Consider the following 17,048-nt stretch of genomic DNA (forward strand, 5'->3'; position numbering starts at 1 on the left):
CCCTCATAAAAACGAGTTATATATGGCTTTTTCAGACAGACTGAGCTTCGCGCGTAAACAGAAAAAAATAAGACAAGCTGACTTAGGAAAGTTGGTTGGAACGTCTGGAGATATTATCGGGAAGTATGAAAGAGGAGAAAACACGCCCTCGATTGAAGTTGCTGCAAAGATTGCCGAAGCTCTCGGAGTTACGCTTGATTACTTGGTTAAGGACGGAGAGTATGAGCAAGTAGATAAAGACACCCTCAAAAGACTAAAGGAGATTCAAACGCTTTCCCCTGAAAATAAAAATCATGTATTCGCCCTCTTGAACGCTTTCATTAAGCAAACCAAACTACAGGGTATTATGTAACAAAAAAGCCACTCAATGAGTGGCTTTGGATTCCTTACCTAATTGAATTAATGAGTCTAAAGGTTGTATCTTTTTAGGGTAATAAAGATTAAAAGTTGACGCATCATAATATTGACCAACAAAGCTTTGATAGTAAATGTACGTTTCACTTTCATAGTCATATGAGGTTTGAAAAACAACCGAGTCTTCACGTTTATTAAACGTATCCGTAACTTCCACTTGGTTCTCTATACCTTTATTATTTGGAACAGAATCACCCACTAAAGGTTGTTCCCTCGCATCGCCTTTTTTTGTAGTGGATTTTCTTTGAGCATTATCATCACATGAAAAAGTCAGGCCCATTAAAAGCAGTGCCACTACAAAAATTTTAGTTCCCGCCTTCAATGCCATTCAATGCAATTTCTATTTCTTTCGATTTGTTCGATAATCAAGTTACTATACTGTGAAGCTTGCTCAGGGTTGTTTGTTTTAAAGTCTTCCCATGCTTGAGTTCGCCTTAAGCCATACCATGACATAGCTTGATACCAAACATCAGTATGATAATCAGGGACAGTGCCTCCGCTTTGAATAATTTGATTATCAAACTCCATCATTGCATCCACTAGCATGGTCCTATTATACGATCCCATTTGACTATGGTGTCCTTCTCCTCCCGATCTATCTAGAATAAAATCTTTATGCCCGGGGTAACCCGTAAAAGTTCCGTTGGTCTGTTTATATCTTTCAAACATTCTGGCATGGTCACCTTCATGCACCAATGCCATTAACAAAAAAGTCTGATCTATACCAATATCACCTGAAGAGTTTAAGATATCTGAATTTATTACAATTCTATGCATCCCGTACTGTGATACAGGATTACTTGAAGACAAATGCGATTCAGTTCTTGCCACATTTGTAAAGCCCGAAGGTGAACCACTACTATTTTTTAATTGCCCTAAATGAACGTAAACGTTATTCTGATTCGCATAAAAGCTTTTCATAACATTTTTCCAAACACTGTTTGAACTTGCTAACTGGGAAAAAGAATTCACTGAAGAATTTGCTTTTAATTTATTAGTAGGAACTACTTCTCTCCCGTCAGGGTCGACATAAAATATGGGATTATTCATGAAAGCAACATAAGGACTCCATGAAGGGAACTTAGCTGCTAACGGGCCCACAAGCCAAGACCAAAGATTAAACCTATGATCGAAGTAGCCGATCGACTCATGAATCACTCATTGTACGCAGGTATTGAAACAACTGCGAAAAGGGAATCTCGAAATAGAAGTAATCCATCAGCTCCGCCTTACCATATATGCGCTCACCGCGAATCTGCTGAACATTGCGAACTCCGTCGATATCCTTGAAAACGCGATGCATCGCGTACAACTGAAAACGAGCGACATTTTGTTCGCCGAAAAGTGAAACGTGGAATTGAAGTTCCCATGGGTAGTTTTCGTGAGGAACGGCTTTTTTAAGGATTTCTTGAACCCATTGGTCGCGTTTTTTCAGCTTCACGTTTTGTACGAATCCGTGATCGACCAAATGAAGTGAATAAACGAAGGTGCCAATACTGTCTTGAGCGTGGATCTTGTCGACTTCGCGCTCTTCCATGACGAAATAGTTGAGCTTTGGTTTAACTTCCCACCCGCGCTGCCTTTGAGGGTAAGCATAAGAATCGTCTTCGGTGGCTTTAACAACGACCAAGTACGGCTTGGTCCCATAGTAAATGCGGAAGATCTCGATAAACGAAATGTTGTCCTCGCCCAGAGCATGCGTGAGGTCTTCCTTCTTCTTCCCCCATTCGAAGCTCGTGGCACGCAGCGGAAGCGCTCCTGCCATACTATACCACCGAGGGTCCTCACCGTAGGTCCAGCCCGTGATATCCTCACCCTCGATACGCGAAAGTACCGTGTCTTCGGCCACCGGGCAGGGTAGACTCTGACGACCTTGAGCCATAAGCCCTACTGGAGCAATGATCAAAGTCAAAATGATCGTTCGAAAAATCTTCGCCATGCTCAAAAATTAGTAAACTTGACGAAAAGTAAAGCAGTTTTGCCCACTACACCGCCTAAGGTCGCTATTATAACGGTTAATTTCAACCAAACCCAAGCTACAAAAGAGCTTCTGAACAGTTTGCGACGACATCCGTAAGCGAATATGGAAGTCTGGGTGGTCGATAATGGCTCTGATCCGGAACCTTCGGACTTAAAGGACGAGTATTCCGAAGTGATGTATCTGCGGACCGATGAAAATCTAGGCTTCGCCGGAGGTAACCATCTTGCCGTTAGGCAATCAAAAGCCGACTATCTTTTTTTCGTCAACTACGATACAGAAGTCACCGACGGGTTGATCGACCGACTTGTCCGCGATTTAGAGGAAAATCCCGATTGGGCGGGAGTGAGCCCACGTATTCTGTACCACCATACTCCCGATACATTGCAGTACGCGGGCGCAACGGCGATGCACCCGATGAAGATCGGAAACGAATCGATCGGATTTAAGGAAAGGGACCGCGCCGAGTTTCAGGTGGTTCGCAAGACCGAGTTCTTGCATGGAGCCGCTATGATGATCCGCCAATCGGTGGTCGACGAGGTGGGGCGGATGAACGACGATTACTTTTTGTATTATGAGGAGCACGATTGGTGCGAGCGGATGAAATGCGCCGGATACCAACTGTTTGTCGATGGTCGTGTGGCCATTTTTCACAAGGAGTCGCTGAGCACGGGAATGGCCAGTCCGCTCAAAACGTATTACCTCACGCGGAACCGCCGCTTGTGGGCTCGCCGAAACCAACGCGGCTTGATGAAAATCATGTCCGGAGCGTACTTTTATTTTGTGGTCGTTCCAAAGAATTTGCTGAAATTCACGGTATCGGGCAAGTTGCAGCACATAGTAGCCACTTGGCGCGCCATCGTTTGGAATTTAAGCCATAGAGCATGATCATCGTTTATTTTATACTTACTGCGCTGTTCATCTACTTGGCCCTCAGTGTATTGTATTTCCATTTCTTTTCGTGGGGCGCCCTTTTCCCACTGCGCGATCGCAAGGTCGCTGAAAAACTGTCACGCAAATACGCCGTCCTCATTCCCGGTTATAAAGAAGACGCCGTCATCGTTTCTGTAGCGGAGGCTGCCTTGCGGCAGGATGCGTCCCGCGAGATGTTCGACGTGGTGGTGATCGCCGATAGCTTCCAACCCGAAACCCTCGAACGCCTGCGCGAACTCCATGTAAAGGTCGTCGAGGTCTCCTTTGATGTGAGTACCAAGTCCAAGGCTCTGAATAAAGCTATGGCTGAACTGGGCGATGACTGCGATGTAGCCGTTGTTCTCGACACCGACAACATCATGGCCGAAGACTTTTTACTCCGCATGGAACCGCATTTCGATCGCGGCTTTCAGGTGGTTCAAGGGCATCGGGTCGCTAAGAATACCGGCACTCCCATGGCGCAGCTCGATGCTATTTCAGAAGAAGTGAACAACAGCGTTTTCCGTAAGGGCCATCGCGTTTTTGGGTTGAGCTCGGTGCTGATCGGATCGGGCATGGCGTTTGACTATGCCTTTTTCAAAGAGATCATTGGCCGAATCAAGGTTATTGGTGGATTCGATAAAGAACTGGAACTCGAAATGCTGCGCGACCGAATTCAGATCTCCTACGCCATCGATGCCTACGTATACGACGAAAAGGTGAGTCGGGCCAAGAGCTTTCAAAACCAGCACCGACATTGGCTTTCTGCTCAATTCATTTACTTTCGACGCTATTTTGGGTCGGCGGTGCTGCACTTGTTTACGAAAGGGAACCTCGATTTCTTCGATAAAGCCATTCAGATGGCCTTGGTTCCACGTGCCTTGCTGATCGGATTCGTTGGCCTGTTCGGCGTTTTGGCCTATTTCTTTGAAATCCCGCCCGGATCTGAATGGTGGATATGGCTCCCGGGTATTCTGGTGATTTCGTTCTTGTTTTCGATTCCCGGAGAATTCTACAATGCCAAAACCCTCAGGGCACTAATATACCTTCCCGTGGGCATACTGAATGTGCTACTTTCGCTGCTCAAGATCCGCGGAGCCAATAAAAGATTCATTCACACGCCACACGGCGAAGATTCATCCTCGTCATGAGAATCGGTATCGAAGCACAGCGCATTTTTAGACCCAAGAAACACGGGATGGACATGGTGGCGCTTGAGATGATCCGCCAGTTGCAGGTAATCGATAAAGAGAACGAATACTACATTTTCGTGAAGCCCGACGCGGATCGCTGTTGGGAGCCCAAAGATAATTTTCACCTTGTTGAACTCACGGGTTCATACCCCGTGTGGGAACAGATAAAGCTACCCAAAAGAGCCGCTGAGTTACAGCTCGATGTATTGTACTGTACCTCTAACACGGCTCCGGTGCGCTGTAAAGTGCCACTGGTCGTAACTCTACACGATATCATCTACCTCGAAAAGAACAATCTGCTCACCAAGGGATTCACCTGGTACCAAAAGCTTGGCAACGTATATCGCAGATGGGTGGTGCCGTCTATCCTGCCGAAGGCAGCAAAGGTCATAACCGTTAGCAATTTCGAAAAGCATCGAATTGGGGAGCGGCTGAGGTTGCCTGACGATAAGCTCGTGGCGGTGTACAACGGGGTCGGTGAGCACTTTATGCCGGTACGCGATCCGGATGAGCAAGCAAGAGTGCGCGGAAAATATGGTTTGCCCGAGCAATACTTGTTCTTCTTCGGCAATACCGACCCTAAAAAGAATACGCCACGCACGCTGAGGGCCTATATCGATTACTGTCGACAAACGGAAGATGCCTTGCCCTTGGTAATAGGTGATTACGCGCCTGAGCTGGTGAGATCGCTGCTCAATGAATCGGGTGCCTCGGACCTCATGAGTAGTTTCGTTTTTCCGGGATATATCCTGAACACCGATATGCCGGCGATTTTGACCATGGCTGAAGTGTTGCTGTATCCGAGTCTTCGCGAGAGTTTCGGAATTCCGATCCTCGAAGGAATGGCCTGTGAAACGCCGGTGCTGACTTCCAAGGCCGCCAGTATGCCCGAAGTGGCGGGAGAGGCAGCGCTGCTGGTTGATCCATCGAACCAAGGGGAGATAGCGGAAGGGTTAATGAGGTTGTTGAATGATGGGGCCCTACGTGCCGATTTGGTTGCGAGGGGAATCGATAGAGCCAAGGAGTTTTTTTGGCGCAATACGGCTCGTTCGGTCCTCGAAATTTACAATGAATTGCGATGAATATGTGGGTCACCCTTTTTTGGATATTGCTGTTTTTAGTATTCTACTCGTATGTGGGATATGCTTTGTTGTTGGGCGTACTCATCAGGCTGGGGTTCAAGCAAAAGGACGATCTCAACGATCCCGAAGAGTGGCCTCCGGTAGCCCTTATTGTGCCGTGTTTTAATGAGGCGGGATACATTGAAGAGAAAATCGAGAACTCTTTGGCCTTGGACTACCCCGGTGATAAGATCGAGTACATTTTCATTTCGGACGGAAGTTCCGATGAAACCCCGGCCATTGTTAAGCGATACGAGGGTAAGGCTGCAGCTATGCACGAAGACGCGCGACGTGGTAAAGCGGCAGCTATGAATCGCGCCGTAGGCGCTACAACAGCGGAAATTCTGATCTTTTGCGATGCCAATACAGAGCTCAATGCCGAAGCGGTGAAAAAGATCGCACGTCACTACAAGAGCCCCAAGATCGGAGGTGTTGCCGGCGTTAAGATCATTAAGCAAAACGAGGCCGAAAGCGCCAGTGGGGCCGGTGAGGGCATTTATTGGAAGTACGAGTCGACCCTTAAGAAGTGGGATAGTCGTTTTTATACCGTAGTTGGAGCGGCCGGGGAGCTAATGAGCTATCGCAGGGCGCTCTACGAAGAGCTACCGCAAGACACGATCCTGGATGATTTTATGCAGAGTATGCGGGTATGTGAAAAAGGCTATCGCGTGGTTTACGAGCCCGAAGCACGTGCGGCGGAATGGGCCTCTGCAAACGTAGAGGAGGAGCTCAAGCGGAAGATCCGAATCGCGGCGGGTGGTTGGCAGAGCGTATTTCGGTTGAAGCGAGCGGGAAACCCCTTCTTCGATTTTAAACTGTGGTTTCAGTATGTTTCGCACCGAGTGATGCGATGGAGCATTGGGCCGGTGAGCTTTTTCCTGCTGGTACCCCTGGCGAGTTTTCTTTATTTCTCTGGAACACCGGGATTTAGTTTCTTTTTTTGGGCCATGGTTGGGGTGTATATCGCGATCGCGATCGGACGTATATTGAACGATCGTAAGACCGAGATCAAGATCTTCTGGGTGCCATATTACTTCTTTGTGATGAACTATGCCGTGGTGATGGGACTGTTCCGCTTTCTTAAAGGAAACCAATCGAGCCTCTGGGAACGCGCTCAGCGAGCTCGGTAATGTTTCTAAATCACGACCCGTATTTCTCATTGCGAGAATAAATACACTTAGGCACCGTTTCCAACTTGTTGGAATACAGTAAAAAACGTACTTTAGTGAAGTGGCATAGACCTTGAAAAGAAATTAAAAGTTGTTTTTAGGTGGGGAAAGCCCTTTGACGAATCGCAATGATTTCGAAAAGGGTTTTCTTTTTTATGCGCCTTGGTCCCGACTCAACGTTACTCCGTGCTTTTCACGGACCAAATCTCCGAAGGGGCGATTCAGAATCTTGCTATCACACCAAGAGATAAAATCGAAATATTCGAAAGGAGCTTTCTCCAATGGCTCTTCGATAAGCTTACAGAGCTCTTCTTTTAATTCTCTGAATGGCTCCACTGCATTCGGGTCGTACTGATGGAGCCTTTTGAAGAATCGAATCAAGGCTTGTTCGGTCTTGAAGACTCGATTTCTCTTCTTGAGGTATCGGTAGGTGCTTTCGCTTTGGTAAACTACCAATTCAAGATGCCCCAGCTCATAGTGTAGCACTAGACTCATGAATTTGGAGAAGCTGAATAAATCCTCATTCTCATCGATCCGCGTTTCATTGAGGATCTTATTAACGTTCTTGAGGCTGTCGGAGTACTGTTCGAGGCCAAAGTACACCGTAGCGATATTGAAAAGGAAATCGGCCTTGCGGAGCGGACTGAGCTTGGTGTCGAATTTCTTTAATCCCCCTTCAACCTCCGGAAGTATTTCCAAAGCTCTGTTGTATTCTCCTTTTTGTCCGTGAATGGTCAACTCCAGTGATTTAAGGATACTGAAGACACGCATTTGTAGATCTACGTTGTCTTTTTGATCGAGCCGTTCAACAAACTTGTTCAATTTCTCGAAATGATCGAGGATCTCCTGATGCTTCTTTAACAGATTACCGATGTAGATTACGTTCGAAAGAATGCTGAAATAGGTATTCGGCTCTTCTTTGAAAAGAATGAAGTTGTCTTCGATCAATCGAAGATTCAAGATCATGTGTTGATAGCTCTTCTCGTAATCTCCGGTAGAGAAATTGTGCGCGGAATAGATGTGGTGATACAAGTATTTAGCCTCAACTGTGAGTGCCATATCCTCGTCCTGTAGATGCGGATCTTTGAGGATCTTGTTGAATTTCTCTTTCTCCTCGAGGTTACGCACCTTACCGCCCTTGTAAAGTGGCAAAAAGAAACGCGATTTCAAGTTCCAGAAAGTGTAGTAATTCTTGATCAGTTCGATGGTATGTAGATCCTCTTCGAGAATGTCTTTGATGGCCTGGTCGTCCTGCCCCGAGTAGTTGTCCTTTTCGAGTATGCGCTTCTCCCACAAGCGAATCTCGAGAAGGGTAGTGTGCTTATCGTGGACAAGTGCGAGCTTCTTGGCTTTTTTTAGCAGCTTATCACACTGGCGGTAAAGGGTCTTCTTATAAAGGATCTCCGCCATGTGGAGCATCTTTTTAAGTTCTGCGTCTACCGAGCTGGAAGCGTGATAAGCGTGAAGGCTTTTAAGGATGAGCTCATAGAGTCGTGATTTGGTCACCGCGAACCGTTTGATGAATTTCTCTCCTTTGAACTGTTTCAGGATAGCCGGCTCATCGTACTTTTCCTGTTGATCCACGGCATCGAATACGACGATGTGTACGTTGTTCTTCTCCATCACATGACGTGTAGCATAAATCTTGAAATACCGCTTCTCGTGCGGGGTCAAGCTATGAATCAGCGCGTGCAGATGTTCGCTCGTCTTTTTTGACATGTGATTGAGTTTGGGTGTTCGCAATGAACTGAGAACAATATAGGGTATTCAATTGCACGAATGACGTACGCTTGAGCAAGGTAAAAAACCGGAAATGTGATTTTTGTTGAAATCGATGCATAAATTGGAGTCGTGATTTATGCAAAAAGGGGCACTCTCGGCTCTTTCAGCTTTGAGGTGTGATTTTTTATCTTTATTCGGAATTGTGATTTTAGAAAAAAATCACCGCCGATCCACAGTGCATATCATGCACCGTACCGATCCACCCCCGAAATGCTCAATGTTCGGAATCCCCGTTATAACAGGAGTGTAAAGGCCCTCAATCACGCGCTGTTGCTCGCTAGACAAGGTGTTCCAGGCCGTACGACTTGCCGTGAACAAGGGGCCATTTGAGCCTTCAAGCTCTATCCAATTGCCTGCAAAAGCATTCATCTGATCTTGGGTGAGATGAAGAATTGGGCGTTGGTTCGCGGTCAGACTCGTAATAATTACCTCCCTCTCCTTATTATTCAAAATTGAAGACCAGCATCCCAAGGCCATTTGTCGGCCAATGCCCATAATGACATTGGTGTGGTAGATCTCGCGACCTTGGTCATCTGCCGCATTAAAAATGCGGAGATCAACATTCAGTAAATCAACTACTCGCTGTGCTAAAAAGTCATTAGATCTAGGTGATCGGGCCATATAGGCACTGCCGTCAACAGGATCGAATACCAGTGCCCCTGTTCCTTCTAAATATCGGCCGCTGAGCTCTTCATCGGTCAAATCAGTGATTTTTACTCGTGCCCAACGCTTGGTAAGCGAATGAACCCAATCTGGGCGTCGTTCATCGCGCCGTTTAGGCGCCAACATAGGATAGAGGAATACGCGATCAACTTCAGGGTGAAAGCTCACCCAGTTATTGGGGAATACGGCATCCGAGTTGGCGGATTCTTTCGGTTCATCAAAGACCTCAACGAGTACTCCTTTAGCTCGAAGGTTTTCGGTCAAGCGGCCAAACTCCATACGAGCCAACTCGTGCAAATTGTGAGGGGGAACTTCGCGGCTCTGAAAGGCGTTACTGTCCGCTGTCTGCGAGTTGGGGCCGAAAGCGGCCGGGCGCACCATGAAGACGCGCGAAACCATCAGAAGTTCGGACGTAGGAGGTACTTCATGTAAAAATCGTCGACGGCTTTCACCACGCTTTCCGGGTCGTCGCAAATCGCAATGAGGTCCAGGTCGCCTTCGCTGATATTGCCAAAACCGTCTTGTACGGTTTGCTTGATCCAATCGAGTAGGGGGCCCCAGAACTCCTTACCATAAAGTATGATCGGAAAACGCTCTATTTTATTGGTTTGGATCAAGGTTAGCGACTCAAAGAATTCGTCGAGTGTTCCGAATCCACCCGGCATGGCAATAAAGGCCTGTGAGTACTTCACGAACATCACTTTACGGACGAAGAAGTAGTCGAATTCAATGAGTTTGTCCTGATCGATGTAGGGGTTCGACCCCTGCTCATGAGGCAGTTCGATGTTGAGTCCGACCGAATTTCCTCCGGCTCTGTTAGCACCCTTATTTGCCGCCTCCATGATACCTGGTCCACCGCCGCTAATGATTCCATACCCGCGCTGACAAAGCCTAAAAGCGATGTCCTCGGCGAGTTGGTAGTAGCGATCTTCGGGCTGAGTGCGAGCCGATCCGAAGATGCTCACGCAAGGACCGATCTTTGAAAGCTTTTCAAAGCCCTCAACGAATTCGGCCATGATCTTGAAAATGGCCCAACTGTCGTTGGCCTTGATCTCATTCCAGTCGCGCTGTAGGGTGTTCTTAAGTCGTTGGCTCATAGCTGTTCGTTTTTTCGGCCGCGGCACGGGTCCATTCGAGCTCCTTTTTAAGGAATTGCCCCGTATAGCTGTGCTCCATTTCGGCGATCTCTTCCGGAGTTCCTACGCCTAGGATATTTCCACCTTCGGCGCCACCTTCGGGTCCTAGGTCTATGAGGTGATCGGCGACCTTGATAACATTGAGGTTATGCTCGATCACCAAAACCGTGTTGCCTCTATTCACCAAACGCTGCAATACCTCGAGCAGTACGCGAATATCTTCGAAATGCAATCCGGTCGTCGGTTCGTCAAGGATATACAACGTTTGTCCCGTATCGCGCTTACTCAATTCGGTCGCGAGCTTCACGCGCTGTGCCTCACCACCGCTCAAGGTCGTGCTTTGCTGTCCGAGTTTAACGTAACCTAACCCCACATCGTTCAGGGTCTTGATCTTGTTGTATATCTTCGGAATATTCTTGAAGAACTCGCTCCCGTCTTCCACGGTCATGTCGAGCACCTCGGCAATGCTTTTTCCCTTGTATCGAACTTCAAGTGTCTCGCGATTGAATCGCTTGCCGTTGCACGTAGGGCAGGGGACTTGCACATCGGGCAAGAAATTCATTTCGATCACCTGAACTCCGGCACCCCGGCATGTTTCGCAGCGGCCGCCCTTTACATTAAAGCTGAAGCGCCCCGGCTTGTATCCGCGGATCTTGGCCTCGGGCAAATTGGCGAACAGTGATCGAATATCGCCCCATACATTCGTGTAGGTGGCCGGATTCGAGCGCGGAGTGCGCCCGATCGGACTTTGGTCTATGTCGATCACCTTATCTATGAGGTCGAGCCCTTCAATGCGCTCGTACTTCATCGGCTTGCTCACAGCGTAGTAGTAATGCGCGCTCAGAATGCGGTACAGCGTTTCGTTCACTAGGGTAGACTTCCCACTACCACTTACCCCGGTCACGCAGGTCAATGTGCCAATCGGCAGTTCCATATCCACGTTCTTGAGGTTGTTTCCTTTAGCCCCAAAGAGTTTAATCGAAGAGCCATTTCCTTTCCGCCTCTCGGCGGGAAGCGCGATTAGCCGTTGGCCGTTCAAGTATTCTGCAGTTAGCGTGGGGAGTTTCAGTACTTCAGAAGGAGTGCCCTCGGCAACGATGTGTCCTCCATGTACACCTGCACCCGGACCAATATCGATCACGTGGTCCGCGTGTTCGATCATGTCGCGGTCGTGTTCGGCCACGATGATGCTGTTACCTACGTCGCGCAGATCCTTCAGCGATTTAATCAACTTCGCATTATCGCGCTGATGCAGCCCAATACTCGGCTCGTCGAGGATGTACAGAACGCCCACCAATTGTGATCCGATCTGTGTAGCCAAACGAATTCGCTGAGCTTCACCACCCGACAAGCTTTTACTTCCGCGGTTCAAACTCAAGTAATTCAGTCCTACATCGATTAAAAACCCGAGTCTAGAACGAATCTCTTTCAGTATTTCTACGGCGATCACGCGCTGGCGTTCGCTAATGCGATCTTCGACTCCTTTGAGCCACACGCCGAGATCACCAATACTCATATTGGCCAATTCGAAGATGTTGTGGTGGTCTATGCGGAAGTGCAAGCTCTCCTTGCGAAGTCGAGCCCCTCGACATTCAGGACAGTTCTTCTTCACCATGTAGTCGCCTGCCCAACGTCGGAGACTTCTGCTCTTGGCGTTGTTGTGTTGTTGCTCCAGAAAGGGAATGAGGCCGTCGAAATTGATCGAGTAGTTCTTCGTTACTCCAAGAGTTTTGCTTTTTACTTCAAAGGTTTCTTTGGTGCCATGTAAAATGGCGTTCCAACCATCTTCCGGAATTTCAACCACCGGAGAATTGAGGTCGAAATCGTATCGCTCACCGATCATTTTGATCTCTCCAAAGATCCAGTTGTTCTTCATTTCGCCAAGTGGGGCAATACCTCCGTTCTTGATCGATTTCTTTGGGTTCGGAGCTATCTTATCGCGATCGACCACCGATACTTTTCCGATACCATTGCAGCTCGGGCAAGCACCTTTGGGCGAGTTGAACGAGAAAGTATTGGGTTCCGGGTGGTCGTAGGCGATGCCGCTGGTCGGGCACATCAACTGTCGCGAGAAATAGCGGATCTGGTCCGTGTTGTGCCGTTGAACCATGAGCATTCCCTTACCCTGCGTCATGGCCGTTTCGATGCTCTGCTTGAGGCGCTGGTCACTATCGGCATCAACCTTCAATCGATCGATCACGATCTCGATGTCGTGCGTTTTGTAGCGATCGAGCTTCATACCCCGCGTTACTTCAACGATCTCACCATCGACTCGAGCTCTAACGAAGCCCTGCTTCAAGATGGTTTCAAAAAGATCGCGGTAATGTCCTTTCCGCGAGCGAATCACTGGTGAAAGCAGTAGTATTCGTTCGCCGTCGAAATCCTCTTTGATCAGTTGGCGAATTTGCTCGTCGGTATAGCTGACCATTTTTTCGCCGGAAACGTAACTGTATGCGTCCGCAGCACGGGCATAGAGTAGACGTAAAAAGTCGTATACCTCGGTGATGGTTCCGACGGTTGAGCGAGGATTTTTACTCGTGGTCTTTTGTTCGATGCTGATCACCGGACTCAAGCCATTTATTTTATCGACATCGGGGCGTTCTAATCCGCCCAGGAATTGTCGTGCATAGGCAGAGAAGGTTTCGATATAACGACGCTGTCCTTCGGCGTAAATGGTGTCGAAGGCCAGGGAGCTTTTTCCGCTACCACTCAGTCCGGTGATCACCACGAGTTGGTCGCGCGGGATCGATATATCTATGTTTTTGAGGTTGTGGACGCGGGCGCCCAGCACCTCGAGCTGTTCGTCGTAATTCGTCATTCCGACTCCTCCTGTCTGAAGTATAGGCTCGTGTCGACCGGCAATTCGATCGCGTAGGTCAAACCTTCGCGATTAAGCAAAAAACTCTCCCGGAGCCACGGGTTAAAATATTTAAAAGTCTTGTACGATATGCCCTTTTGCGCAGCGAAGTCGGCCCAGTGCTCAACAGCCGTGTCTACTTCAACGATATAGGTTTCCGGATAGGCGTAGAGGTCTTTGTCGCGGTAGTGAAAGCCATAGCCTTCGGCATTCTCAAGTACTTCCTTGATGGCCATGATGCGGAACACGTATCGGCTCGCTTCGGGGTTTAAAAGTAAATTCCAATACGAGTCGACCTTTTGACGTTCGAGCTGGCGCTCCAAGCCATTTTGCCCCATGTTGTAAGATGCAGCAGCCAAAGACCACGTTCCAAAACGCTCTTTTGCTTCGAGCAGATACTCGCAGGCTACGCGGGTCGATTTCTCTAGGTTGTAACGCTCGTCGACCTCCCCGTTGATGAGCAGTCCGTGTTCCTTACCCGTACTTTCGAGTATTTGCCAAAAACCAGTGGCTCCGGCGGGGGAAACGACATTTTGTAATCCACTTTCAGCTACGGCCAAATATTTAAAGTCATCCGGGACGCCCTTTTCGGCGAGAATTGGTTCGATGATCGGAAAGTACTTATTCGCTCTTTTGATCAACAAAAGGCCATTCGACTGCCAATACGTATTCACCAATAATTCTCGATCGAGACGTTCGTAGATGTCGGGATCCTCGATCGGTACACGCTCGCCCATAAAGATAGGCGCTTCGGGTAGGCTCAGCGCATATACGTTGTAGTTCCGATTGAAGTGTTCTTTGAATGTACCATCGTCCGTTTCGATATCACTGCTCGAAAAAATGAACAGCTGAGTCAAAACAAAGGCAATACACAATACTCCGGTCGCTTGAAGGATCTTTTTCATATGCTGAACGGGCTGTCGAAGTCTTTTAAAAAGGAGGCGATTTCGTCTTTTTCACTCAGAACAGGATTCTCAATATCCCAGTTGATGTGAATATCTGGATCGCTCCAACGGATAGCGTCCTCACTTTGTTTGTTGTAATAGTCCGTGCACTTGTAGGAGAAGATGGTATTGTCTTCCAGGGTGAGGAATCCATGTGCAAAACCAGGTGGAATCCAAAACTGATTTTGAAGTTCTTCATCGAGGATCTCAGCGTGGTATTGGCCGTAGGTCGGAGAGCCTTTGCGTATATCTACCGCGACGTCGAGTACTGAACCTTTGATCACGCGAACGAGTTTTCCTTGAGCGTGAGGTGGTTTTTGAAAATGCAGGCCGCGCAGTACCCCTCTTTGCGAGAGGCTTTGGTTATCTTGCACGAAAGGGCCTTCAATACCGGCCTCTTTATAGCGTTCTTCAGAAAAACTTTCCAGGAAATAGCCGCGTTCATCGCGGAAAACTCGGGGGGTAATGACCAACAGGCCATCTATATGGGAGGGCGCGATTTTCATAAGACGCGAAGGTACGAATATTCTTGGCCAATTTAATGAAAACAATACCTCCGCTCGCTTGTAATTAGAGTATGGTTCAAGTCAGTGTTTTGGGTGCCACAGGGCTCGTTGGTCGTCATTTAATGAACGAACTAGTCGCAAATCCGGCCATAGGCCGAATTCAAGTTTGGTCGCGCCGTCCGGTTCATTTCGATAGCGACAAGGTCGAGGTCGTGGTAGCCGATTTGTATGAAATTCAGCAGCACGACACCTCGTTTTTACCCGATGGTGTTTTCTGCTGTATTGGAACTACCAATGCCAAGGCACCTGACGAGGAAACCTACAGGGCCATCGATTACGGTATTCCCGTTTCGGCGGCCTGTAAGGCACGGCGAGAAGGGGTAGAGGCCTTTGCCGTGATTTCGAGTATTGGCGCTAATGCCACTGCGCAGCCCTTTTATTTGCGCACGAAGGGGCAGATGGAGCTTGACGTGCTCAAGCACGGTCCAAGGCGCAAATGGGCTTTGAGACCGAGTTTTTTATTGGGCGAGCGGAGTGAAAAACGCCTAGGAGAAAGCATCGGTAAGTTCTTTATCCGGCTCTTTGGGCCGCTGCTCTTCGGTTCTTGGAAGAAATATCGAGGAATCCATGCCCGTGAAGTGGCCAAGGCCATGATCACCTTGGTCATGGATCCGCGCGATCAATACGTATGGGAGAGCAACGAGATCAAAGACCTCGCAGCACTTTATCCTTCGGATAACTGACCTCGAAACCGCACTCAAACTCCTCTTTGGCTCTCGGTCCCAAGTCAAACTTCCATTCGATCATTCCATCCGTTTCGGTATAACTACCGTCTCGACATTCTAACCGCTCGACCTCGAGTCCGTCTTGAAGCGACAAGGGCATGTGGTCTTGTATATAGAGTTCGACAGCAGTGCTTTTGAAGTTTTCGACAATGTAGCGGTATACGCGCTCTTGTTTTACTCGCTTACCGATGATGGAGTTTTTTGACTTGGTCAAAACGAGCTCTCGCGTTACACTGAGGCCTTCGTCAATTCCCATGCTGAGCTCCAAGGTATCGGCAAACATGTTCTTGTTCATCTGCAATTGACCTAAGAACGTGTTTTGGTAGTATAGTTTAGCTTTAGCGTTGGGCAGCATATACTCTTGCCAGTCGGCAAATCGAGCTTGTACGAAAACCGCATTATAGAGCTTAGGTACTGCTACTAATCTATAGTCACAATCGAGCTCAGCCCTTTCGAGTTTCACACGAAGGGGGTAGGCCGATCCGCTTTTGATCGAGAATTTACGATCGAACGAAAAGAGCTTGAAGGCAAGTTGCTCTACCCGGGTAACTTGAGCTACGTCATACGACGCTACGGTTAGTTCTTTGGGCGCTTCTTCAACGGAATCGATCCCGGCTTCGGCTTTGTACACTTGTACAGATTCAAGAACACCGGCATTTCTGGTTTGTGCACGCTCGACCAAGCTCAGGATCCAAGGTTGCAGATAAGGCTTGTTTCGATGACTCGTCGGATTGCTCGTCGAAACGAGTAAGTCGACGTTGTCCCAATTTTTACCCGTGTTTTGATATACCTGTGCTCTCTGTTGTATCTCCATGGGTTCTCCATATCCATTCGAGCGGAATTCGATCTCTGGTGTCCAACCGGCTGAGTTTACGAGGTAGGTAAATTCAATATTTCCAGAACCTGCCCGGTCTGCTTCCACGGCCAAAACGAGTCGGTAATCGTAGTACGCACTCTTGACCGGATACCGGTCTTGAAAATCCTGCCGCAAGGCAGCGATCCTTTGCTGAAGGTGTTGGCGTGTTTCGTTGTAGCCCTCTTGTTCGCGACTGTGATCGACCAGAGCATCGTTCACTTCGTTGAGGCGTTGACGGAGGTAGGCGACTGCATCTTGCAACAATTGCAGCGAGTCGGCGATGGCGGTTCCCTGATTGATGGGATTGTTTAAGAGTAGGCGCTTTTCATTGTTGAGTACTTCGAGACGGAAGGCGAGGTTCTTGGACCAGTATTGCATGTCGCTTAAACTGTCTTCGGCCGCTTTTATTTTGCGTTGGAGCGCACGTGCCGTTGCATCGTTAGGCTCTTCGTTTTTCGGTTGTTTGGTGCGCGTTTCGTAGCGATAGCTCAGCAGTGTAAAGTCGCCGGTTCCGGTGAGCACGATACTTCCGGCATTGATACCCGGTTCGAGATCGTGGAGAATGATCTCTTGAATCCCGGAATTATAGTTGATATCGGCCGAGCGATTTACTTGTGCGCCGCTCAGAAAAAAGGTGACTTCCTCGACCTTGGAGCTGACTTCACCTTCGGCGAAGGCAGTAATAGAAAACAGCGCCGCGAGTACCAATACGAATAGCTTTTTCATGACTGA

At 48.3% G+C, this 17,048-nt stretch carries 16 protein-coding genes; 6 read left to right on the forward strand and 10 right to left on the reverse strand.

All coding sequences use genetic code 11. The features are described from left to right. Window positions 1-22 precede the first annotated feature (22 nt). A complete protein-coding gene (locus J4F31_01475) occupies window positions 23-352 on the forward strand; it encodes a helix-turn-helix transcriptional regulator (protein MCE2495252.1) in 330 nt (109 codons plus the stop codon). Between the two features lie 12 nt (window positions 353-364). On the opposite strand, the gene J4F31_01480 is transcribed toward J4F31_01475, so the two are convergent. From J4F31_01480 to J4F31_01490, 3 genes are all read right to left on the reverse strand, one after another. After that, window positions 365-742, reverse strand: a complete 378-nt coding sequence (locus tag J4F31_01480; GenBank protein MCE2495253.1) for a hypothetical protein — start codon at window positions 740-742, stop codon at window positions 365-367. After that, a complete protein-coding gene (locus J4F31_01485; GenBank protein MCE2495254.1) occupies window positions 733-1,464 on the reverse strand; it encodes a hypothetical protein in 732 nt (243 codons plus the stop codon). Before J4F31_01485 ends, J4F31_01480 begins: the two co-directional genes overlap by 10 nt. Window positions 1,465-1,561: 97 nt before the next feature. Then, window positions 1,562-2,353, reverse strand: a complete 792-nt coding sequence (locus J4F31_01490; GenBank protein MCE2495255.1) for a hypothetical protein — start codon at window positions 2,351-2,353, stop codon at window positions 1,562-1,564. 144 nt (window positions 2,354-2,497) lie between these two features. On the opposite strand from J4F31_01490, the gene J4F31_01495 reads away from it, so the two are divergent. From J4F31_01495 to J4F31_01510, 4 genes are read left to right on the forward strand one after another with little or no spacing between them, the layout of a single operon-like run. Beyond that, window positions 2,498-3,280: a glycosyltransferase family 2 protein gene (locus J4F31_01495; protein MCE2495256.1), complete on the forward strand. Its 783-nt coding sequence runs from the start codon at window positions 2,498-2,500 to the stop codon at window positions 3,278-3,280. Continuing rightward, complete coding sequence (locus J4F31_01500) at window positions 3,277-4,455, forward strand: glycosyltransferase family 2 protein (protein ID MCE2495257.1); 1,179 nt, start codon at window positions 3,277-3,279, stop codon at window positions 4,453-4,455. Before J4F31_01495 ends, J4F31_01500 begins: the two co-directional genes overlap by 4 nt. After that, complete coding sequence (locus J4F31_01505) at window positions 4,452-5,579, forward strand: glycosyltransferase family 4 protein (GenBank protein ID MCE2495258.1); 1,128 nt, start codon at window positions 4,452-4,454, stop codon at window positions 5,577-5,579. Before J4F31_01500 ends, J4F31_01505 begins: the two co-directional genes overlap by 4 nt. Next, a complete protein-coding gene (locus J4F31_01510) occupies window positions 5,576-6,748 on the forward strand; it encodes a glycosyltransferase family 2 protein (GenBank protein ID MCE2495259.1) in 1,173 nt (390 codons plus the stop codon). Before J4F31_01505 ends, J4F31_01510 begins: the two co-directional genes overlap by 4 nt. A gap of 192 nt (window positions 6,749-6,940) precedes the next feature. Here J4F31_01510 and J4F31_01515 read toward each other — a convergent pair whose 3' ends face one another. From J4F31_01515 to rfbC, 6 genes are all read right to left on the reverse strand, one after another. After that, window positions 6,941-8,506 (reverse strand): hypothetical protein, encoded by a 1,566-nt coding sequence (locus J4F31_01515; GenBank protein MCE2495260.1) that lies wholly within the window; start codon window positions 8,504-8,506, stop codon window positions 6,941-6,943. Between the two features lie 222 nt (window positions 8,507-8,728). Next, window positions 8,729-9,631 (reverse strand): hypothetical protein, encoded by a 903-nt coding sequence (locus J4F31_01520; GenBank protein MCE2495261.1) that lies wholly within the window; start codon window positions 9,629-9,631, stop codon window positions 8,729-8,731. Next, a complete protein-coding gene (locus J4F31_01525; GenBank protein MCE2495262.1) occupies window positions 9,631-10,329 on the reverse strand; it encodes a TIGR00730 family Rossman fold protein in 699 nt (232 codons plus the stop codon). Before J4F31_01525 ends, J4F31_01520 begins: the two co-directional genes overlap by 1 nt. Then, complete coding sequence (gene uvrA / locus J4F31_01530) at window positions 10,313-13,186, reverse strand: excinuclease ABC subunit UvrA (GenBank protein ID MCE2495263.1); 2,874 nt, start codon at window positions 13,184-13,186, stop codon at window positions 10,313-10,315. The genes J4F31_01525 and uvrA overlap by 17 nt, the downstream gene beginning before the upstream one ends. Further along, complete coding sequence (locus J4F31_01535; GenBank protein MCE2495264.1) at window positions 13,183-14,130, reverse strand: lytic transglycosylase domain-containing protein; 948 nt, start codon at window positions 14,128-14,130, stop codon at window positions 13,183-13,185. Before J4F31_01535 ends, uvrA begins: the two co-directional genes overlap by 4 nt. Next, entirely contained in the window at window positions 14,127-14,675 is a 549-nt protein-coding gene (rfbC, locus tag J4F31_01540; protein MCE2495265.1) for a dTDP-4-dehydrorhamnose 3,5-epimerase, read from the reverse strand. The genes J4F31_01535 and rfbC overlap by 4 nt, the downstream gene beginning before the upstream one ends. Before the next feature lie 71 nt (window positions 14,676-14,746). Between rfbC and J4F31_01545 the strand changes: the two genes are divergently transcribed. After that, window positions 14,747-15,418, forward strand: a complete 672-nt coding sequence (locus tag J4F31_01545; protein ID MCE2495266.1) for an NAD(P)H-binding protein — start codon at window positions 14,747-14,749, stop codon at window positions 15,416-15,418. Here the strand turns inward: J4F31_01545 and J4F31_01550 are convergent. Further along, a complete protein-coding gene (locus tag J4F31_01550) occupies window positions 15,381-17,042 on the reverse strand; it encodes a DUF4139 domain-containing protein (protein ID MCE2495267.1) in 1,662 nt (553 codons plus the stop codon). The genes J4F31_01545 and J4F31_01550 overlap by 38 nt on opposite strands. Between the last annotated feature and the right edge of the window lie 6 nt (window positions 17,043-17,048).

It is taken from the genome of Flavobacteriales bacterium (assembly GCA_021296215.1).
Classification (GTDB): domain Bacteria; phylum Bacteroidota; class Bacteroidia; order Flavobacteriales; family ECT2AJA-044; genus ECT2AJA-044.